Annotated in this window: 17 protein-coding genes; 12 read left to right on the forward strand and 5 right to left on the reverse strand. The window is 67.5% G+C overall.

The window, feature by feature from the left end; all coding sequences use genetic code 11:
- Nucleotides 1-257: 257 nt before the first annotated feature.
- The gene (locus HSX43_RS10020; protein WP_179379977.1) at nt 258-2,018 is read right to left on the reverse strand and encodes a serine hydrolase; all 1,761 of its coding nucleotides are present in this window, start codon (nt 2,016-2,018) and stop codon (nt 258-260) included.
- Nucleotides 2,019-2,181: 163 nt separating this feature from the next.
- Between HSX43_RS10020 and HSX43_RS19935 the strand changes: the two genes are divergently transcribed.
- The 3 genes from HSX43_RS19935 (at nt 2,182) to HSX43_RS10035 (ending at nt 5,743) form a co-directional block, all read left to right on the forward strand.
- The gene (locus HSX43_RS19935; protein ID WP_179379978.1) at nt 2,182-3,372 is read left to right on the forward strand and encodes a helix-turn-helix domain-containing protein; all 1,191 of its coding nucleotides are present in this window, start codon (nt 2,182-2,184) and stop codon (nt 3,370-3,372) included.
- A gap of 255 nt (nt 3,373-3,627) precedes the next feature.
- Nucleotides 3,628-4,578 (forward strand): tRNA dihydrouridine(20/20a) synthase DusA, encoded by a 951-nt coding sequence (gene dusA, locus HSX43_RS10030; RefSeq protein WP_235962605.1) that lies wholly within the window; start codon nt 3,628-3,630, stop codon nt 4,576-4,578.
- Nucleotides 4,579-4,921: 343 nt separating this feature from the next.
- Nucleotides 4,922-5,743: a sulfite exporter TauE/SafE family protein gene (locus HSX43_RS10035; RefSeq protein ID WP_179379980.1), complete on the forward strand. Its 822-nt coding sequence runs from the start codon at nt 4,922-4,924 to the stop codon at nt 5,741-5,743.
- A 137-nt stretch (nt 5,744-5,880) separates the two neighbouring features.
- On the opposite strand, the gene HSX43_RS10040 is transcribed toward HSX43_RS10035, so the two are convergent.
- The 3 genes from HSX43_RS10040 to ccmI all read right to left on the reverse strand — a co-directional run bounded on the left by HSX43_RS10040 (nt 5,881) and on the right by ccmI (nt 9,178).
- Complete coding sequence (locus HSX43_RS10040; protein WP_179379981.1) at nt 5,881-6,138, reverse strand: DUF1289 domain-containing protein; 258 nt, start codon at nt 6,136-6,138, stop codon at nt 5,881-5,883.
- A 203-nt stretch (nt 6,139-6,341) separates the two neighbouring features.
- Nucleotides 6,342-6,815 (reverse strand): Holliday junction resolvase RuvX, encoded by a 474-nt coding sequence (gene ruvX, locus HSX43_RS10045; protein ID WP_179379982.1) that lies wholly within the window; start codon nt 6,813-6,815, stop codon nt 6,342-6,344.
- Nucleotides 6,816-7,981: 1,166 nt separating this feature from the next.
- Nucleotides 7,982-9,178: a c-type cytochrome biogenesis protein CcmI gene (ccmI, locus tag HSX43_RS10050; protein ID WP_179379983.1), complete on the reverse strand. Its 1,197-nt coding sequence runs from the start codon at nt 9,176-9,178 to the stop codon at nt 7,982-7,984.
- A gap of 216 nt (nt 9,179-9,394) precedes the next feature.
- Here ccmI and HSX43_RS10055 point away from each other — a divergent pair, with 216 nt between their 5' ends.
- The 7 genes from HSX43_RS10055 (at nt 9,395) to HSX43_RS10085 (ending at nt 15,967) form a co-directional block, all read left to right on the forward strand.
- Complete coding sequence (locus tag HSX43_RS10055) at nt 9,395-10,639, forward strand: sarcosine oxidase subunit beta family protein (RefSeq protein ID WP_179379984.1); 1,245 nt, start codon at nt 9,395-9,397, stop codon at nt 10,637-10,639.
- A 121-nt stretch (nt 10,640-10,760) separates the two neighbouring features.
- Nucleotides 10,761-10,931, forward strand: a complete 171-nt coding sequence (locus HSX43_RS10060; protein WP_179379985.1) for a hypothetical protein — start codon at nt 10,761-10,763, stop codon at nt 10,929-10,931.
- A gap of 39 nt (nt 10,932-10,970) precedes the next feature.
- Entirely contained in the window at nt 10,971-11,279 is a 309-nt protein-coding gene (locus HSX43_RS10065; RefSeq protein WP_179379986.1) for a sarcosine oxidase subunit delta, read from the forward strand.
- Entirely contained in the window at nt 11,276-14,251 is a 2,976-nt protein-coding gene (locus HSX43_RS10070) for a sarcosine oxidase subunit alpha family protein (RefSeq protein WP_179379987.1), read from the forward strand. The genes HSX43_RS10065 and HSX43_RS10070 overlap by 4 nt, the downstream gene beginning before the upstream one ends.
- Complete coding sequence (locus tag HSX43_RS10075) at nt 14,244-14,741, forward strand: sarcosine oxidase subunit gamma (RefSeq protein WP_179379988.1); 498 nt, start codon at nt 14,244-14,246, stop codon at nt 14,739-14,741. Before HSX43_RS10070 ends, HSX43_RS10075 begins: the two co-directional genes overlap by 8 nt.
- Before the next feature lie 56 nt (nt 14,742-14,797).
- On the forward strand, nt 14,798-15,397 hold the full coding sequence (locus HSX43_RS10080; RefSeq protein ID WP_179379989.1) for a superoxide dismutase: 600 nt from the start codon (nt 14,798-14,800) through the stop codon (nt 15,395-15,397).
- A gap of 111 nt (nt 15,398-15,508) precedes the next feature.
- Nucleotides 15,509-15,967: a host attachment family protein gene (locus HSX43_RS10085; RefSeq protein ID WP_179379990.1), complete on the forward strand. Its 459-nt coding sequence runs from the start codon at nt 15,509-15,511 to the stop codon at nt 15,965-15,967.
- On the opposite strand, the gene HSX43_RS10090 is transcribed toward HSX43_RS10085, so the two are convergent.
- Nucleotides 15,968-16,504 (reverse strand): LOG family protein, encoded by a 537-nt coding sequence (locus HSX43_RS10090; protein WP_179379991.1) that lies wholly within the window; start codon nt 16,502-16,504, stop codon nt 15,968-15,970.
- Nucleotides 16,505-16,593: 89 nt separating this feature from the next.
- Between HSX43_RS10090 and HSX43_RS10095 the strand changes: the two genes are divergently transcribed.
- On the forward strand, nt 16,594-17,907 hold the full coding sequence (locus HSX43_RS10095; RefSeq protein ID WP_179379992.1) for a LysM peptidoglycan-binding domain-containing protein: 1,314 nt from the start codon (nt 16,594-16,596) through the stop codon (nt 17,905-17,907).
- Nucleotides 17,908-17,968: 61 nt separating this feature from the next.
- Nucleotides 17,969-19,789, forward strand: coding sequence for an ABCB family ABC transporter ATP-binding protein/permease (locus tag HSX43_RS10100; protein WP_179379993.1), 1,821 nt, complete (start codon nt 17,969-17,971; stop codon nt 19,787-19,789).
- The last annotated feature ends 110 nt before the right edge of the window (nt 19,790-19,899 follow it).

Genomic DNA, 19,899 nt, shown 5'->3' on the forward strand with positions numbered 1-19,899 from the left:
CGTGCCGCGACACGAGCCCGTGGCCGCCGGACGGCGTGCAATGCGCGTCCCGGCCATCGCCCCGCCGACTTGCGCTGCGGGGATATGGCGCGGGTCCGATCCGCTCTCGCCGCATCCGGGTGGGCAACGGCTGTGAGGCGGGTGTCACGAAATCCGCCTCACCGGAGATCACCGTCGACCGAGTGGGTTTCCGATGACGTGAGACGAGAGGGGGCCGGCTTCCCGCCATCGCCTCTCCGTTTGCCGTCGCGATCCTTCTATCCGAAGAGGAAATCCTCCTCCTGAAGGCAGCCCGTCGTGCCGAAGAGCAGAATGGAGTCACCGTCGCCATAGACTATTTCCTGGCGGCCCCAAGCGCCCTGTTCGATCCGGAGATCCTCGAAACTCAGGCCGGTGGCGGAGAGGTCGATGACGTCGGTTCCGGGCTCGAAGCGCAGGAGACGGTCCCGCCCGTCGCCCAACTCGAAAACGAACCTGTCGGCCCCGCGGCCACCCTGCAGAAAGTCTGCGCCACGCCCGCCGTCGAGGACGTCGTCGCCCGAGCCACCGCGCAGGTGATCGCGTCCCTCGCCGCCCTCGAGCCAGTCGTCGCCGCCGCGCCCGCGGAGGCGGTCATGGCCCGCACCGCCCAGTAGCCTGTCTTCGCCGTGACCGCCCGAGAGGTTGTCATGGCCGCCCAGTCCGATCAGCTGATTGTCCGCATGCGCGGCATCGGGCGTCTGTCGCAAGACGTCGATCCTGTCGTACCCGTCGGTTCCGATCCGGAGGGTGGAGCCGTCCGTGAACTCGAACCGGCCGGTGTCCAGCGCGGAGATGGCCCCGTCGAGGGTAAGCGACACATCGGCTGCAGTCACCTTTGTCCGGGGCGATCCATCGACGGACGTCGCTTCGGACAGGTTCAGATCGGCCGCCGGGACCGCCATTTCGAAGACATCCGAGTCGGGATCGAAGCGGCCCCATTCCTCGTCGTTGAAGAGCGCGGCGAAGGCTTGCAGCATCAGGTCTGCCGGATCCGCGTCGAAATGGGAGGCCGCCACGGAGACGATGGTTCCCGTCTCGACGTCGAGGAAAGTCGCGGACCGCGTTCCCAGCGTGCCGCCCTGAAAGCCGATCAGCTGCTTGCCGAAGACCACCCCGGAGGAGATGCCGAGGCCCTCTCCGGCCATGTCGGGGTTACCATCCTCTGCCCGGAAGTCGAGCATCTGCTCCAGAATTTCGGGCGGCAGCAAGGTTTTCGATACGAGAAGCGCGTCGAAGAACCGGATCATGTCGGACGTCGTCGACACGACACCGCCCGCGCCGCCGAGATCGATCGGCATGTCGGTGACGTCGAGCGCAGGCCCGTCACCGAGATCGACATAGCTGCGGAGCCGGTCGTCCGACCGATCCGACGGATCGAGCTTGCTGTCCTCCATACCCGCACCGTCAAAAATGCGGTCCTGGAACAGATCGGAGAGCGACTCACCGGTCACCGCTTCCACCAGACGTTGGAGCAGCAGATAGTTTGTGTTGGAATATGCATAGGCGGTGCCGGGCTCGGACAGGGGCGGCACATCCTCGACGAAAGTCAGAAGACGGTCGGGGCCTATCGGTTTGGTCGGATCGGCCAGCAGCTCTTCGAACATGGCCGGAAGGCCGGACTGCCCTGGAACACTGTCGAAATCTGCGATGCCCGAGCGATGCGAGAGAAGTTCCCGCACCGTGACCACCTCCGCGTTCGCGACCTCGGGCATGTCGTAATAGTCCGAGGCGCGGGCATCGAGGTCGATAAGCCCCTCGGCTGCGAGCTGCAGGACGATGACCGACGTCATGATTTTGGTCTGCGAGCCGATCTCGAAGGTGTTGGACACGCGCGCGGCCTCACCGGTGTCGACACCGGTGAGGCCCTTCGCCTGTGCCACCGAAAGGCCGTAGCGCCAGCTTTCCACCAGGACGGCGGGCGCGGGGGTGTCGTCAAAATAGGCATCGAGCGCTGCGCGTTGGGACGCGCCGAGGGCGGATGGATCGAAGACTGTCATGGGGTCACCTCGTTGTGTCGCATACCCTGTGCATGCCGGACGTCCCCTATCGGTGGAGGAATGCCGAGGTGGCATCGCGTGACGGGGAGGACAGGCTTGCGTTCCGACAGGAAGGCCGGCACAGGGCGGACGAGCGTTTCAACGGAAGCGGGGAGATGAACCCGTGATCGACATCGAGGTCTTCCAGTTCGGGCTTTCGACCCTTCTGCTGGGTATGTCGAGCTTCTGCGCCAGCAGCCTCCTTCTGCGGCATCGACGGGGGCATCCGACCCTGCCCTTGGCGCTGTTCTTCCTGGCACTTTCGATCATTCTGCTCCCGATCTTCCTGCGGGCGTTGGATTCGGGCGCTCGTCTGGGCTGGGTCCACCTGGCGATCGAGTTTCTCGAGATACCGCTCGGCATGACGCTCGCGCCTCTCTTCTGGCTCTACGTCCGGGGCCTTACATCGGAGGACGATGCGCCGCCGGTCCGCTTCAAGGCCCTTCATCTCGCCCCTATCCTGCTCGGCATCGCGATCTACGGCGTCTTTCTGTCTTTGCCGGGCGATATCGTCATTCGCCTGGAACGGGGGGAGGTGCTCGAGGGCGCGACCGCACCGTTTTTCGTCGCCTGCCTGTATGTGCTGACGTCCGTGTTCCACGGCCAGCTCGCTCTCTACCTGATCCTCGTCTTCGGGATGCTGAGACGCTACAACGCTCGCCTGAAAGACCTGTTTGCGAGCACCGAAACGCGTGAACTGAATTGGCTCTGGTGGATCGCAGGCACCGGCTGGGCCTATTGGGCCTTCTCGGTCACGAGCCTCCTTGCGGCGTCGCTGGGCGGGGAAAGCTTCGACCTGTCGACCGGGGCAAGTATCGCTCTCACGGCCGTCTTCACGATTCCCGTGCTGTGGATCCTGGCCCTCTGGAGCCTGCGGCAACAGCCCGGACTATCGCAGCCGGTCGGGGTGCCCGCCTCGGTGGCACCCGCGGGAAAATACGAAAGATCGGCACTCGATGAGGGCCGCGCCCGCCGGCTGGCCGCCAGGATCGAGGCGGCGATGCGGGAGGATCGCCTCCACCGCAATCCGAACCTGTCGCTTTGGGATCTCGCACGCCATGTCGGCGGAACCGCAAATCACGTTTCACAGACGCTCAACGAGACCGTGGGGGAAAGTTTCTTCGACTACGTCAACCGCAAGCGGGTGCGCGATGCGATGGCTCGGATCGCGCGCGGGGACGAGACCGTTCTGGCAATCACCTATGACGTAGGCTTCAACTCCCGGTCGGCGTTCTACCGGGCTTTCCGGCGCGAAACGGGCCTGACGCCCGGTGCCTGGCGCAAGAGCCGCGACGCGGCCCGGGATCCGGCCTGAGCCGTTGCAACCGGCCCGCGCTCCGTTGTCTGACAGGATACGGGCGGTCGCGACCACCATCCGCCCGGCTGGGCGGTATCGGACGAAAACTCGGTGACAGTGGCCATTTTCGGGCGTGCTGAATATGAAGTATACCGTCGTGCATGCGCGTATTCGGAACATCGGGGATATTCTGGCGGGACGGTCGTCGTCGCCACTGGGATGAAGATCAATAAAATGTTTGTAATCCAGAATGCTAGGCTGTCCGTGGCGCCCATGATGGACTGGACCGACCGGCATTGCCGGGCGTTCCACCGCGTCCTGTCGCGCCGGGCGCTTCTCTATACGGAGATGGTGACGGCGGCCGCGCTGATCCGGGGTGGCGCGCATCATCTGCTCGACTTCGACGCCGGGGAACATCCCGTCGCCCTGCAACTCGGGGGCAGCGATCCGGCGGAGCTGGCAGCGGCCACGTCGCTCGCCGTCGAACGCGGCTACGCCGAGGTGAACCTCAACGTCGGCTGCCCGTCGGACCGGGTGCAATCGGGCTCCTTCGGCGCGATCCTTATGGAGACACCGGAACTCGTCGCCCGGTGCCTGCGGGCCATGGCGGATGCGGCCGGTGACGTGCCCGTCACCATGAAATGCCGTCTCGGCGTCGACGACCAGGTGCCCGAAGACGTGCTGCCCGATCTGCTCGCCCGGATGGTGGATGCCGGCGTGGGCCGGGTGACGGTGCATGCGCGCAAGGCCTGGCTCCAGGGGCTCAGCCCGAAGGAAAACCGGGAGATCCCGCCGCTCGACCACGACCTCGTCCACGCGATGAAGGCGCGTTTCCCGGCGCTGCATCTCTCGATCAACGGCGGCATCGCGGACCTAGATGCGGCCCTTGCCCATCTCGACCATGTGGATGGGGTGATGATCGGGCGGGCGGCCTACCACGACCCGGGCCGTCTCCTGTTGCAGGCCGACAGCCGTGTCTTCGGCGTGGCCGACCCGATGCCCGACCGCACCGCCGCCGCGCTCGCCATGGTGCCGCATATCGAGGCGCATCTCGCCTCGGGCGGCAAGCTCGGGCAGGTGACGCGGCACATGCTGGGTCTCTTCGCCGGGCTGCCGGGCGCGCGGGGCTGGCGGCGGATGCTGTCGGACGGCGCGGCGCGGCCCGGGGCCCGGGTCGACGTGCTGCACGCGGCGCTCGATCAGGTCACCGACGTCGCCGCCTGACTGGCGACGAGAAGCGTCGAGGGAAGCGCCATACCACCGCAGAGCGGATGCCGCCGCGACCTGCGTATCAGGTAATCCGAAGGTCGTGACAGCCGGGTGCGCCATCAGCCGTCCTGTCCCGGTGCGGGTCGGCCAGTCGCGGGGGCTCACCATCGCTGCCGAGGCTGCGAGCCCCCGAAGCGCGCGCCACGGACGTCCCCACGCCCGCGCGGTCCGGACAGAGGCGATAACGTAGAGCGAGCCCCGCGCCCAAATGCCCGGTGGTCGGGCCGAATCCGCGCAAATCGGCGCTGGCAGGGCGGAAAGCGGGGTTGTATGTGCATCGGGCCAAGATGGAGAGCCCATGCCCGACCTCGCCACGTTGCTGCCGCTCCTTGCGTTTCTGCTTGTCGTCGGGGCCTTCGCGGGGGTGCTCGCCGGGCTTCTGGGGGTTGGCGGCGGGATCGTCCTGGTGCCCGCATTCTACTATGTCTTCCAGGTCCTTGGATACGATGGCGACAGCATCATGCAGGTCTGCGTGGCGACTTCTCTGGCGACGATCGTGGTGACGAGCTGGCGGTCGGTGCGGGCGCATCACGCCAAGGGTGCGGTCGACGTGGCGATCCTGCGCGGCTGGGGGCCCGGTATCGTTCTGGGGGCGCTTGCCGGATCGCTCGTGGCCACGCAGCTGCGATCCGAGACGCTGACGGCGATCTTCGCGGGGCTCGCCCTCGTGGTTGCGGCCTATATGGCCCTTTCGAAGCCCCACTGGCGTTTGGCCGATTCCATGCCAATCGGTTGGAAACGCTATATCTATTCGCCCGGTGTCGGGTTCGCCTCGGTCCTCATGGGCATCGGCGGCGGCAGCTTCGGCGTACCCCTGATGACGCTCCACGGCGTCGCGATCCACCGGGCGGTGGCGACGGCGGCGGGCTTCGGGATGCTGATCGCCGTGCCGGCTGTCGTGCTGTTCCTGCTGCTTCCGGCGGCGGGGGATCTGCCACCCTATACGCTGGGTCTGGTGAATGGTCCTGCCTTCGTCGTCGTCATCGCGATGACGCTGCTGACGGCTCCTTTGGGCGCGAAATTGGCCCATGCGATGGATCCGGCACCGCTAAAGCGGGCCTTCGCGGTGTTTCTCTTTCTCGTCGCGCTCAACATGATGCGGAAGGCGCTCTGGGGCTGAATTGAACGTTTTGTACGTATTTCCGGGGTGCGGATTTACATTTTGTACGGATCTTCATCCGAACCTCCAAGCAGGGTTCAACGGCGATGGAGGAAGAATAGAGAGATACGCAGCCAGATTTCGACGACGCGGTCTCGTCAGTCGCGGCCGCGGTCCTTGAGGCGCGCGGCGCGGCCTCCTTTGCGCGCCGGGGCAACTGCGGCACGGGCGGGAAGTTCGGCCATGACCGCGCGGCGGGCCTCGGGCGACATGCGCGACCAGGCGGAGATTTCGTCGATGGACCGGTGGCAGCCGGCACAGAGACGCGTCTCGGGGTGAACGACGCAGAGCTTCACGCAGGGGCTTTCGATCTCGGCGCGGGACCAGATCTCGTCGGATGTCGGGTCGTGGGTCATGTCGGGTCGGGCGTCATGTCGGGGTACGACTCATGTCGGATGGTTCGCTCATGTCGGGATGTGTGATCTATCGAGGCACGACCCGCAACGGGGCTTCGGTTCGATCGGAGCGTTGCCTATTCGGGTCATGGGCGCGGCGCGAAAGCGGCCCATGTCGGATAGCGGGTTCGGTCGGGGGTGGCTCGTGTCGGTGTGATGATCTCTCAATGCGGTCCGAGATGGCGAAGGCGGTCGAGCGCCCCCTGCAGGATATAGCCGGCAGCGACGTGGTCGATGACCTCGGCGCGACGCTTCCGTGACGTATCCGCCTCCAGGAGCGCGCGTTCGGCGGCGACGGTCGAGAGACGCTCGTCCCAGAATGCGATCGGCGTATCGATCCGGCGGGCGAGGTTGCGGGCGAAGGCCCGGGTCGATTGCGCGCGGGGGCCCTCGCTGCCGTCCATGTTGAACGGCAGGCCGAGGACGAGCCCGGTGACGGCGCGCCCGTCCAGGATCGCCTCGAGCGCTCCGGCATCGGCGGTGAACTTCGTCCGGCGGATGGTCTCGAGCGGAGTCGAGACGCCGCGCAGCGCATCGCTCACGGCGACACCGATGGTCTTGGTCCCGAGGTCCAGACCGGCAAGTGCGCCCACGGACGGAAGAGCGGCAGCGAAGTCTTCGATGGTGTCGCAGATCATGGCGTGTTTTCGACGGTCTTGCGCCGGACGTCCAGAGCGATGCCGTTGCCCGCGACCTGACCTTTACGGATGGCTATCCTTTTCTCCCGGGTGAGCATGGGGTCGTGAAAGGCGGCTCCGCCGGACGGGAGCGCGCCGACATGCTCCCGCGCGGTGCGAGATGCTCAAGTCCTCCGAGCGTCTTCCCCGGTTGCGACGCTCGGCGGATAAACACGCAACCGGCCCGCCGGCCGGTCGCGGAGATGCCCGCGGGCGGCGGGAGAGAGGCCAAGCGGAGCGCTGGCGCGTTGGCCGGAACGGCCGGCAGGGTGCCGGTGGCGGCTTTGACGTCGCGCGAGACGGTTTCGCGACCGGCGCTGGATACCGGCCGAGATCGGGCGGGACCCTCTCTGGCGAAGCTGCTCCGAATGATACCTCTGGCGGCCCTCGGATCCGGATGTCGTCGCGCCCGACGTCCGACGAGCCGTATGCAGGTCTTTCGAATGACGTCGCGCCTCCGCCGTACATTCGGGGTCGCGATGGCTGGAGTCGGGCGCGGGGGAGGATCATGCGGCGCTGCCTTCGCGATCGCATCAGTCGCTGCCCGGACGAGCCCCCCGGATCGACAGGTGATCGTGACATGTGGCGCAGTCCCCGAAGATCGCGGCACTGTCTCGGATGACGTCATGCCTGCTGATAGACCCGGCGGCGCGAGGTCGAGTATTCAGGTTCGGAGGCGAACCGACGCCGCGGGATCACGTGGCGCTGCAGTCAAGACCGGGAGCGTCGCTGGCGAGCGAGGCGCGGCGGAGCATCGGCGAATTGGCGGAGGAGTTCTAGCCGGTGCAGAGGCCGGGCGGATCTATCTCGCGTGGGGCGATTTGCGGCGCGGCACGGATCTTCGCGCGTCGCCGTCATCAGGTGCAAGATCGGCCAGGATGAGGAAAACGACAAACGGGTCGGAGGCGTGCTGCGGGTACGCGGGTGGGCACCGAGCTTTGGGGTGTCGGAGTCGGCACCGGGTGTCCACACCGCACCTAGCGGCAGTTCGGCCGTTTCGAATGTGTCACAGCGCGCAGGTCAGGCGGGCACCGCGCGTCTCCGCGACAAACAGGGCGACACGTCCTTGCGGTGAAGCTGCGCGCTCTCCGGGTCCGGGCCGGCGGAGCGCCCCGGGGCACCGCGGTTCAGGGCGCGAGCCCCGCGCGGTCGGCGGCGGCGGCGAGCATATCGAGCGCGCCCGGGTCGGCGGCGAAGACGGTGCGCGCCTCGGCGTAGACGGCGGCCGCGGCATCGGTGCGGCCGAGCACGCCGTAGGACGTGATGAGCCGGGCCCAGTCCTGCGGGGAGCCGCCCTCAGTCGCGAGGCGCTCGGCCAGGCCACGGACCATATTGCCCACCATCTCGATCCGCTCCTCGGGCGTCAGGTCCTCGGAGGCGGCCACGTCCCCGGACGTGGGCCCGGTCGGCTGCGGCAGCTGGTCGAGGGGCGTCGGGTCGCCGGCGAGGGCGGAGATGCGCTCGATGCGGGCATAGATCGGTTCGAGCCAGGGCGCGTCGGGCGTGCTGTCGGCCAGAAGAGCGCGCCAGATCGAGAAGGCGCGGTCGGGGCGCCCGCCCTGCGCGTACATATGGCCGGCGTAGTAGCGGGCGGTGCCGTTCAGCGGATCGCGGCGCACGGCCTCGGCCAACGCGGTCTCGGCCTCGGGGCTCACGTAGCCGTCGGCCGCCAGGATCATCAACTCGGCCAGGAGCGCGAAATCCTCGCCCGTGGCGTCGTCCCCGAGGATCGCGACGACGCGGTCCTGCGAGCGCCAGGCGGTTTCCAGGTCGCCCAGCCCCGATTGCGTCGAGACGGCCAGCTGCCAGCCGCGCAGATCGTCGGGCCGGTCCTTCAGAACCTCCTTGAGCTGCGCGGCCATCTCGGTGACGTCGTCGCGGCTGTCGTCGATGCGGTCGGGCACTTCGGCTTCGGCGCTGGCCTGATCGGGGCGGGCGGCGCGGCCCGCCTCGATGAGCGCGATCCGGTTCGCGAGCGGCAGGTCCGGATAGCCCGGTGCGCCGATGGCGAGATAGGTCACGACCGAGAGGCCGATCACGGGCAGGGCGACCAGGGCGAGGCCGAGGGGTGCGTTGCCGGCCCCCGTGGTCGGGGCGGGCGCGGCGCGATCGGCGGCGAGCAGGCGGCGCGCGACCTCGGTGCGCGCGGCCTCGGCCTCCTCCTCCGAGAGGGTGCCGCGCGCGCGGTCGCGGTCCAATTCGCGCAATTGATCGCGGTAGACGGCAACGTCGGGGCGCGGGCCGCCGCCCCGCACGCGCAGGGCGCGGGCCACGAAAGTCACGCAGAGGGCCAGCAGGAGGCCGGCGACGATCCAGAACACCATGACGTTCCCCGCAAGTTGCGACTTCCTCCTAGCGGGCGCGGGGACGGGGATGAAGCCCCGCTGGCGGCTTCGTGACCGCCCAGGGGCCTTTGGCGACAGGGTGTCGCGGGGCGCATGTCGCAAAGATGGCAGAAGGTGCCGCTCAGCCGCCACTCCACGGGCGACGATCGGTGCAGATCAGGGCGGGACAGGGTGAGTTCTGGGGGTCTCGACCGGATGCGACGTTTTTCCGCCTTCGCCATCGCGCGCGAGGCCCTGCGCCATCACGAGGGCTGGGGCCGGACCTGGGCCAAGCGGCCGCCGAAGGCGCGCTACGACGTGGTGATCGTCGGGGCGGGCGGACATGGGCTGGCGACGGCCCATTACCTCGGCAAGAACTTCGGGATCACCAATGTCGCGATCCTGGAAAAGGGCTGGCTCGGGGGCGGGAACACCGGACGGAACACGACGATCATCCGCTCGAACTACCTGCAGGATCCGTCGGCCGCGCTCTACGAGAAGGCGCGCTCGCTCTACGAGACGATGAGCCAGGATCTGAACTACAACGTGATGTTCAGCCCCCGGGGCGTCATCATGCTGGCGCAGACCCACCACGAAGTCCGCGGCTACAAGCGCACGGCGCACGCCAATTCGCTCCAGGGCGTGCAGACCGAGTGGATCGGGCCGGAGCGGGTGAAGGAGCTCTGCCCCATCATGAACATCGAGGGGCCGCGCTATCCGGTGCTGGGCGGCCTCTGGCAGGCGCGGGGCGGCACCGCGCGGCATGACGCGGTGGCCTGGGCCTATGCGCGGGCGTGCACCGACATGGGGATGGACATCCTCCAGACCTGCGAGGTGACGGGGATCCGCCGCGACGGCGGGCGGGTGACGGGCGTCGAGACGAACCTCGGCGAGATCGGCTGCGACAAGCTTGGTATCGTGGTGGCGGGGCATTCGGGCGTGCTGGCCGAGATGGCGGGGTTCCGTCTGCCGCTCGAGTCGGTGGCGCTGCAGGCGCTGGTGAGCGAGCCGATCAAGCCCTGCATGGACGTCGTCGTGATGGCGAACACGGTGCACGGCTACATGAGCCAGTCCGACAAGGGCGAGATGGTGATCGGCGGCGGGACCGACGGCTACAACAACTACACCCAGCGGGGCAGTTTCCATCACATCGAGGAGACCCTGCGTGCGCTGGTGGAGACCTTCCCTATGATCTCGCGGCTCAAGATGCTGCGGCAGTGGGGCGGGATCGTCGACGTCACCGGCGACCGCTCCCCGATCCTGTCGAAGACGCCGGTGGAGGGGGTCTTCATCAACTGCGGCTGGGGGACGGGCGGGTTCAAGGCGATCCCCGGCTCGGGCTGGGGCATGGCGGAACTGATGGCGAAGGGGCATTCGCCCCTGACGGAGGCCTTCGGGCTGGAGCGTTTCCGCGAGGGGCGGTTCATCGACGAGAGCGTGGCGGCGGGAGTGGCACATTGACGGCGATCTGCGATCACGGGCGCACACAAGGCGCGGCGACCCCCTGTTTGGGGGCTGGGCGGAACCTTGCCGATGATCTATGTGTTAAGCGTATTGAGTCTGCATTTAGAGGCCACCTGCCATGGCTGCCCATTCTTCCCGCCGCCTTCCGCGCGGCATCAATTTCCTTCTTGGCGGCACCATCGTCGCCGTCGGCTTCGCGCTGTTCTTCGTTTTCGGCGGGTCGTTCAACCTTGCCGTCGGGGCCGCGCCGGACGTTCGGATCGACGAGACGGCCACCGCCTCCCGGTAGTCGAAACGCGGGCACGGCCCTCGCTGAGGGGGGCGTGCCGTGCTTTTGCTGACCTGTCCCAATTGCGGCCTGACGGTCGAGGAAACCGAGCTCGCACCGGGCGGTGAAGCGCATCTGACGCGCTTTGGTCCTGCGTCCGGCGACGCGGAGTTCGAGGCATACCTCTTTCTGCGCGACAACGCGAAGGGTGTGCATTTCGAACGGTGGTGCCATGCGTATGGCTGCGGCAAATGGTTCCTCGCGGCGCGGGATACGGCGACGTTGCAGGTCTTTGGGACCTATTCGGCGCAGACGAAGGAACCGCCGGCCGAGATCCTCGAGAGTATCGCGAAAGGACGCGCGACATGAGTCGGCGTCTGAAGACGGGCGGGCGTCTGATCGACCGTGACCGGCCGGTCGAGTTCACCTTCGACGGCAAGGCCTTGCGCGGCTACGCCGGCGACACGCTGGCGTCGGCGCTTCTGGCGAACGGGCAGCGCGTGATGGGGCGCAGCTTCAAGTACCATCGGCCCCGGTCCGTCGTCGCCGCCGGCCCCGAGGAGCCCAACGCCCTGATGGAGATCGGCACCGGGGCGCGTTTCGAGCCGAACCAGCGCGCGACGGTGCAGCCCCTGTGGGAAGGGCTTTCGGCGCGCAGCCAGAACGCCTGGCCATCGCTTGCGTTCGATGTCGGCCGTGTCAACGACCTGGCGTCGCGGTTCTTGCCCGCGGGCTTCTACTACAAGACGTTCATGGCCCCGCGGCCGGCGTGGAAACACGTCTTCGAGCCCTTCATCCGCAAGGCCGCGGGCCTCGGGTCGGCACCGACCGAGGCCGATGCCGACCGCTACGAGTTCAAATACGCCTTCTGCGACACGCTCGTCGTCGGCGGCGGCATCGCCGGGTTGACCGCGGCGCTTGCTGCAATGCGTGCAGGCGAGCGGGTGATACTGGTCGAGAGCCGGGCCACCTTGGGCGGTCGTGCCGCGACGGATGGGGCCGAGATCGACGGGAAGGCGGCGGAAGACTGGATCAAGAACGCCGTCGAAGCGCTTGAAAAATCGGAAAGTGTGACGCTCGTGGCACGCTGCGAGGGCTCGGGCGTCTACGATCACGGCTATGTCATCTGCACGGAAGACCTGACCGGCTTCAAGGCCGACAAGAGCGGCCCGCGGGAACGGGTCTGGCGCATTCGCGCGGGGCGGGTCATCGCGGCGACGGGGGCGATCGAGCGGCCGCTCTCCTTTGCGGGCAACGACATTCCCGGCGTCATGCTGGCCTCGGCGGTGCGGGATTACCTTCTCGACTACGGAGTCTCGCCGGGTGAGCGCACCGTGATCGTGACGAACAACGACGATGCCTACCGAACGGCGAAGGCGCTTCTGGAGGCCGGCCTGCGCGTGCCTGCGATCCTCGATGTGCGACCGGAGGTGAATTCTCCGATTGTTCGGGATATCAAGGACTTGGGTGTCAAAGTTCACATGGGTCGCGGGATCGCGCGGGTTCACGGCAACGACGCGGTGACGGGTGTTTCGGTCTGTCTGCAGGCGGGCGACGGAGCCGTGATGCAGGAGATCCGCTGCGATGCGGTGGCGATGTCGGGTGGATGGTCGCCGGTCGTGCACCTCTGGTCGCACTGCGGCGGCAAACTTCTCTGGGATGCCGAGCGCGCGATGTTCCGGCCGGACCCCGCTCGACCGCCGACCGGCGCGGACGGCGAAGGCTTCGTGAAGACGGCCGGGGCCGCGTCGGGCGCTTTGACGACGGCGGAGGTGCTCGCGGACGCGGCGGAGACTGTGGGCGGCGACGCGCCCTCGACAGCGGTGGTCGAGGAAGCCCCGATCCGCCCGGTCTGGGTGATGCCCGAGGGCGCGGGGCCGAAGCTGCGCGCGAAGATGTGGCTCGACTATCAGAACGACGTGAAGGTGTCGGACGTGCGGCTGGCCGCGCAGGAGGGCTTCGAGAGCGTCGAACACGCCAAGCGCTACACGACGCTCGGGATGGCCACGGATCAGGGGAAGTTGAGCAATATCAATGGTCTTGCCGTATTGGCCGACCGTCTGGACCGGACGATCCCCGAGGTCGGGACGACGACGTTTCGCCCGCCCTATACGCCGACGACGATCGGCGCGCTGGCGGGGGAGGCCCGGGGCGAGACGTTCCAGCCGCTGCGGCGGACACCGATGCATGACTGGGCCGAGACCCACGGAGCGTACTGGGAGCCGGTGGGACACTGGCGGCGGGCCTACTGCTTCCCGAGGGCCGGGGAGAGCCATGCCGATGCCGTCTCCCGCGAGGTGAAGAACACCCGCGAACACCTTGGAATGCTTGACGCTTCCACGCTGGGAAAGCTTCTTGTGCGCGGGCCGGATGCGGGGCGTTTCCTCGACATGCTCTACACGAACATGATGTCGACACTGAAGCCCGGGCGCTGCCGCTACGGGCTGATGTGTGACGAGAACGGCTTCCTCATCGACGACGGTGTTGTCGCGCGGATCGACGAGCAGACCTGGCTTTGCCACACGACCACCGGCGGGGCCGACCGTATCCACGGCTGGATGGAGGACTGGCTGCAGTGCGAATGGTGGGACTGGAAGGTCCATGTCGTGAACCTGACCGAGCAATTCGCGCAGATCGCCGTGGTCGGCCCAAACGCGCGCAGGGTGCTGGAGAAGCTGGGCGGCATGGACGTCTCGGCGGAGGCGCTGCCCTTCATGGCCTGGGCCGACGGGACGCTGGGTGGTGTCGACGTGCGGCTATATCGCATCAGCTTCTCGGGTGAGCTCAGCTACGAGATCGCGGTGCCCGCGTCGCGGGGGGCCGCGCTCTGGTCGGCGCTGATGGAGGCGGGGGCGGACTTCGACGTGATGCCTTACGGGACCGAGGCGCTCCATATCATGCGGGCCGAGAAGGGGTTTATCATGATCGGGGACGAGACCGACGGCACGGTCGTTCCGCAGGATCTCGGCCTCGACTGGGCGATCTCGAAGAAGAAGGATGACTATCTCGGCAAGCGCGGGCAGATGCGGTCGGAGTTCCACAAGCCGGACCGCTGGAAGCTCGTGGGCCTCGAGACGCTGGACGGAACGGCATTGGAGGACGGGGCCTATGCGATCGGCGAGGGCACGAACGCCAACGGACAGACGGTCGTGCAGGGGCGCGTGACCTCGACCTATCATTCGCCGACGCTCGACCGCGGAATCGCCATGGGCCTGGTCGCGCGCGGCCCGGAGCGGATGGGCGAGGTGATCCGGTTCACGCGCATCGGACAGGAGCCTCAGGAGGCGCGGATCGTGAGCCCGGTGTTCTTCGACCCCGAGGGAGAGAAGGCAAATGTCTGACATTTCCATCGAGGCCCTGCCGCCCGTCGGCATGATCGCCTTGCGCGGCGAGATGGGAAGTCTCGGGCGGGCGGTAGAGGCGGTGACGGACTGTGCGCCGCCGGAGCAGCGCATGTCGACACGGTCGGGCGACGTGACCGTGATGTGGATGGCCCCCGACGAGATGCTCATCGTCTGTGACCATGGCGCGGCGGGCGCGCTTGCGCAAAAGCTGACGGCGCAATTGTCTGACGTTTTCGCCACGGTCGTCGAGGTGAGCGATGCGCGGCAGGTGTTCGACCTGACCGGGGCGGATGTCGAAGCGCTTCTGTCGAAGCTCATGCCCGTCGACTTCGACCGACTCGGCGCGACGGAGGTGCGGCGGACGCGCATGGCGCAGGTGCCCGCCGCACTCTGGCGGCACTCGGGCGGATACCATGTCATGTGCTTCCGATCGGTTGCCGGCTACGCGATGCGACTGATGGAGGATGCGCGCCCCGTCGGGGGTTGACCCGGGCGGCAATGGCCCGACATGTCCCTGCAGGAACAACCAACAGGAGACATTCCATGGCCTTCGAGCTTCCCGATCTGCCCTATGCCCACGACGCCCTCGCCGACAAGGGCATGTCGAAGGAGACGCTGGAGTATCACCACGACCTCCACCACAAGGCCTATGTCGACAACGGCAACAAGCTGATTTCCGGGACGGAATGGGACGGCAAGTCGCTCGAGGAGATCATCAAGGGCACCTACGACGCGGGCGCGGTGGCCCAGTCGGGGATCTTCAACAACATCAGCCAGCTTTGGAACCACAACCAGTTCTGGGAGATGATGGGCCCGGGCGAGAGCAAGATGCCGGGCGAGCTGGAAAGCGCGCTGACCGAGAGCTTCGGGTCAATCGACAAGTTCAAGGAGGAATTCTCGGCCGCGGGTGCCGGGCAGTTCGGCTCGGGCTGGGCCTGGCTCGTCAAGGATACGGACGGCGGCCTGAAAGTCACGAAGACCGAGAACGGCGTGAACCCGCTCTGCTTCGGTCAGACCGCGCTTCTGGGATGCGACGTCTGGGAGCACTCCTACTACATCGACTTCCGCAACAAGCGGCCGGCGTATCTGACGAACTTCCTCGACAATCTCGTCAACTGGGAGAACGTCGCGTCGCGGATGTGACCCCGGTCGCAATTGTCTGACATTTGAAGGGGCCCCGCGCGGACCCCTCTCGCATCCGGAACCGCGGTGCAGGGATCGCGTTGATTTCCTGAAACCCAGATGGAGGATGCTGTGACCGAACTCAAGAACGGAACCATGGTCGTTGTGGCCGACAGCGAGAAGGCCCTCTTTGCGATCAACCTGACCGACGGCGACGATCCGAACCTCGACATCGTGCGCGTCGACGAGGAGGACAATCCGCCCGACCGCGAGCAGACGGAGAACCGGCGCGGACGGGTGCAGGAGAGCGCGGCCCCGGGCGGACACGCCTACGACGAGACCGATTTTCACGAGTTGCAGAAGGAGCGGTTCGCCTCCGATCTGGCCGACAAGCTCTACAAGATGGCGCACAAGGGCCGGTTCGACAGTCTCGTGCTCGTCGCGTCGCCGCAGGTGCTGGGCGTGTTGCGCGACGAGATGCACAAGGAGGTCGCGGACCGCGTGATCGGCGAGATCCCGAAGACGCTGACCAACCATCCGCTGTCGGAGATCGAAAAGGTGGTGAAGCGCGATCTGGCCGAGGCGGCCTGATCAGTCGAGCAGGGCGAGGGCGGCCTCCGCGTCGGGGGCCGTCTTCACGAAGGACAAGACGGACGCCTCGGCGAAGCCACGATCGACCACATGCCGCAGGAGCGCGTCGAGCGGATCCCAGTAGCCGTCGACGTTGAGAAGCACGATCGGTTTGTCGTGCAGGCCAAGCTGCCGCCAGGTAAGCACCTCGAAGAATTCATCGAGCGTGCCCGCGCCGCCCGGCAGCACGACCACCGCATCCGCGTTCATGAACATGACCTTCTTGCGCTCATGCATCGTCTCGGTGACGACGAAGGCGGTGAGATCGCGTTTGCCCGCCTCGAGCGACATCAGGTGCGTCGGGATCACGCCGAAGGTCTCGCCGCCCGCGACCTGGACGCTGCGGGCGACACGGCCCATGAGGCCGACGTCGCCCGCGCCGTAGACGAGCCGCCAGTCGCGCGCGGCGATCCCGGCCCCGAGCGCTTCGGCCGCGGCGGCGAAGGCCGGCACCGTGCCATCCCGGGCGCCGCAATAGACACAGATGGATTTGGTCATCGCACACACTTTCTTGTGGTTTTGACCCCGGCCTACCCCGTTGCTAGGCTCGCCGAAACCCTTGGGGCGGGTCTGCGAAGGAATTGGACATGACGAACGGGGGCGGCCTGAGCCGGACGATCTATCCGCTGGTGGTCGCGGCGGCCTGCGGTGCGCTGGCGATCTGGCTGCTGAAGCCGGTCCAGCTCGATACGCCCGGCGACGACGTCCCGGAGACGGCTGCTTCGGACGCCGCGACGGAAACGCCGGCTGCGAAGGAGACTGCGGACGAGAGGATCGCTTCGGTCGGCGGCAAGACGGTTGCCCCGACCGCGGACGGAGACGTGACGGCTCCTGCCGATCCGGTTGTTTCCCCAACGACGGACGAACGGGACGAGGCGACGCGCGACGAACCGGAACCCGATCCGGCGCAAACGGCTGAGGAGAGCGCCGTCGACACGGCCGCTCCGTTGCCGAAACTCGACGTGGTCCGGATCGACGCGGGCGGCGCGGCGGTCGTCGCGGGGACGGCGGGGCGCGATGCGGAGGTCGTGCTGCGCATCGACGGGGAGCCGGTCGCCAAGGTGCGCACGGATGCCGCGGGCAATTTCGTGTCGCTCTTCGACGTCGCGGTGGCGGACGCGCCCCGTGTGCTGACCGCCGAGACCGTCGCCGCGGACGGGGCCGTGCGGCGCGGCACCGAGAGCATCCTCGTGGCTCCGCAGACCCTGTCGGGACCGGACGTTGCCACAGCCCCCGACGTCGCGACCGCACCGTCGATGCCGGAGACCGACAATGCGGCTGCCGCGGAGGATGGCGCGCCGCGCGCGGACGAGCCGGAGGTGGCAGAGGCGGTCGTCGAGCCGCCGGTCGACAGAGCGGCGGCGACGGTCGCCGCCCGGATCTTCCGCGCCGGTCCCGATGGCGTACGCGTGGCCGACACCGCGCCCAGTGTCGCCGCCGAGACCCCGCGGCTCGGTATCGCGGCGATCAGCTACGATGCGGCGGGGGACGTGAGCCTGACGGGGACCGCCGCGGCCGACAGCGACGTGCGCATCTACCTCGACGGCGAGCCCGTTCAATTGACCCGGGTCGGGGAGGCGGGCACCTGGTCCTCGCCGCTGCCGAACGTCGACAGCGGGGTCTACACGTTGCGCGTCGACGCGCTGGCCCCCGACGGGAGCGTGACGAGCCGGGTCGAGACGCCGTTCCAGCGCACGGCCCCCGAGATCGCCGCCGCCTCCCGCCGCGATGGCGTCAGCGCGATCACCGTGCAGCCGGGCTTCACGCTTTGGGCCATCTCGGAGGGCTATTTCGGCGACGGCGTGCAATACGTGCAGATCTTCGAGAAGAACCGCGACCAGATCCGTGACCCCGACCTGATCTTCCCCGGACAGGTGTTCGACCTGCCGGGGACGGATTGAGACAGCTTGCATCCGGGGCGGCGTCGCCTAGGGTCGACCCGACCCGAGGATCGTTTCGCCCATGCGCCGCCGCACATTGACCACGACCGAGGCCCCCGCCGGCGCCTGGTCGATCATCCAACGCGTCCTGCCGTACCTCTGGCCGGCGGAGGCCCCGTCGGTGAAGCTGCGCGTCGTTGCGGCGCTGGCGATGCTGGTGCTGGCGAAGGTCGTCGCAGTGACCACGCCCTTCTTCTACAAGGCGGCGGTCGACGCGCTCACGCCCGAGACGATCACGCCGGCCTGGGCACTCGGGCTCGGCGCGGTCGGGCTGACGGTGGTCTATGGCGGCGCGCGCGCGCTCAACACCGGGTTTCAGCAGCTGCGCGACGTGGTCTTCGCGAATGTCGGTCAGCGGGCGTTACGCCAGCTTGCCGCCGAGACTTTCGGGCATATGCACCGCATGTCGATGCGCTACCACATCACGCGCAAGACCGGGGGCCTGTCGCGGATCATCGAGCGGGGGGTCAAGGGCGTCGACTTCCTGCTGCGCTTCCTTCTGTTCTCGATCGGGCCGCTTGTGCTCGAGCTTCTGCTGATCTCGATCATCCTCTTCTTCGTCTTCGACGTGTGGTATCTCGTCGTCGTCCTCGTGACGATCGTGCTTTACGTGACCTTCACATTCCGGGTGACGGAATGGCGGTTGAAGATCCGCAAGATCATGAACGACGAGGACACCGACGCGAACCAGAAGGCGATCGACAGCCTGCTGAACTTCGAGACGGTGAAGTACTTCGGGGCCGAGAAGCGGGAAGCCGCGCGCTACGACGGTGCGATGCGCAACTACGAGGCGGCCGCCGTCAAGACGCTGCAATCACTCGCGTTTCTGAACTTCGGCCAGGCGGTCCTGATTACCGCCGGCCTCGTGATCGTCATGGTGCTCGCCGCGATCGGGGTCGAGCGGGGCGACCTGACGGTGGGCGACTTCGTGATGGTGAACGCCTACATGATCCAGATCACGATGCCGCTCAATTTCCTAGGCACGGTCTACCGGGAGATCCGGCAGGCGTTGATCGACATGGGCGAGATGTTTGGCCTGCTCGAACAGGTGCCCGAGGTGCGCGACCGCGCGGAGGCCGGCACGCTGACGGTCGGCGCGGGTCAAGTCGTCTTTCGTGACGTGCATTTCGGCTACGAGGCGGCGCGGCCGATCCTGAAGGGCATCGACTTCACCATTGAGCCCGGCCAGACGGTGGCCGTCGTCGGGCCGTCGGGGTCGGGAAAGTCGACGCTCGGCCGGCTGCTCTTCCGGTTCTACGACGTCGATGGCGGCGCGATCGAGATCGACGGACAGGACGTGCGGGACGTGACGCAGGAGAGCCTGCACGCAAGGATCGGCGTCGTGCCGCAGGACACGGTGCTCTTCAACGATACGCTCGGCTACAATATCGCCTACGGGCGGCCCGAGGCGACGCCGGCCGAGATCGAGGCGGCTGCGCGGGCCGCGCGGATCGACGGTTTCATCGCGGCGCTTCCCGACGGCTACGACACCGTGGTCGGCGAGCGCGGCCTGAAGCTCTCGGGTGGCGAGAAGCAACGCGTGGGCATCGCGCGCACGCTTCTGAAGAACCCGCCGATCCTCGTGCTCGACGAGGCGACCTCAGCGCTCGACACCGAAACCGAGCGCTCGATCCAGTCCGAGTTGCAGAGCATGGCGCGCGGCCGGTCGGTCATCACCATCGCGCACCGGCTCTCGACGGTCGTGGATGCGGATCTGATCCTCGTGCTCGAGGCGGGGCGGATCACCGAACGGGGCACGCACGAAAGCCTGCTCGCTGCCGAGGGGCGCTATGCGTCCATGTGGGCACGCCAGCGCGCCGAAGCGGAGGAAAACGCGGCCTGACCCCGTCGCGGCATCGGTGTTGCCGCGTCATTTCCGGGCGTGGTCCGGCGATCTGCCGATTCCGAACGCGGTCGGCCGATCCAGTGTCGCTTTCCCGGGTCCAGGGCCGT

It is taken from the genome of Jannaschia marina (assembly GCF_013404595.1).
In the GTDB taxonomy this organism is placed as follows: domain Bacteria; phylum Pseudomonadota; class Alphaproteobacteria; order Rhodobacterales; family Rhodobacteraceae; genus Jannaschia; species Jannaschia marina.

What these genes read in the sequence shown, in the direction of transcription:
- HSX43_RS10070 (WP_179379987.1), top strand. Translation starts at nt 11,276, where the DNA reads ATGAGTCGGCGTCTGAAGACGGGCGGGCGTCTGATCGACCGTGACCGG.
- HSX43_RS10075 (WP_179379988.1), top strand. Translation starts at nt 14,244, where the DNA reads ATGTCTGACATTTCCATCGAGGCCCTGCCGCCCGTCGGCATGATCGCC.
- ccmI (WP_179379983.1), bottom strand. Translation starts at nt 9,178, where the DNA reads ATGGTGTTCTGGATCGTCGCCGGCCTCCTGCTGGCCCTCTGCGTGACT.
- HSX43_RS10080 (WP_179379989.1), top strand. Translation starts at nt 14,798, where the DNA reads ATGGCCTTCGAGCTTCCCGATCTGCCCTATGCCCACGACGCCCTCGCC.
- dusA (WP_235962605.1), top strand. Translation starts at nt 3,628, where the DNA reads ATGATGGACTGGACCGACCGGCATTGCCGGGCGTTCCACCGCGTCCTG.
- HSX43_RS10095 (WP_179379992.1), top strand. Translation starts at nt 16,594, where the DNA reads ATGACGAACGGGGGCGGCCTGAGCCGGACGATCTATCCGCTGGTGGTC.
- ruvX (WP_179379982.1), bottom strand. Translation starts at nt 6,815, where the DNA reads ATGATCTGCGACACCATCGAAGACTTCGCTGCCGCTCTTCCGTCCGTG.
- HSX43_RS10060 (WP_179379985.1), top strand. Translation starts at nt 10,761, where the DNA reads ATGGCTGCCCATTCTTCCCGCCGCCTTCCGCGCGGCATCAATTTCCTT.
- HSX43_RS10055 (WP_179379984.1), top strand. Translation starts at nt 9,395, where the DNA reads ATGCGACGTTTTTCCGCCTTCGCCATCGCGCGCGAGGCCCTGCGCCAT.
- HSX43_RS10035 (WP_179379980.1), top strand. Translation starts at nt 4,922, where the DNA reads ATGCCCGACCTCGCCACGTTGCTGCCGCTCCTTGCGTTTCTGCTTGTC.
- HSX43_RS10040 (WP_179379981.1), bottom strand. Translation starts at nt 6,138, where the DNA reads ATGACCCACGACCCGACATCCGACGAGATCTGGTCCCGCGCCGAGATC.
- HSX43_RS10020 (WP_179379977.1), bottom strand. Translation starts at nt 2,018, where the DNA reads ATGACAGTCTTCGATCCATCCGCCCTCGGCGCGTCCCAACGCGCAGCG.
- HSX43_RS10100 (WP_179379993.1), top strand. Translation starts at nt 17,969, where the DNA reads ATGCGCCGCCGCACATTGACCACGACCGAGGCCCCCGCCGGCGCCTGG.
- HSX43_RS10090 (WP_179379991.1), bottom strand. Translation starts at nt 16,504, where the DNA reads ATGACCAAATCCATCTGTGTCTATTGCGGCGCCCGGGATGGCACGGTG.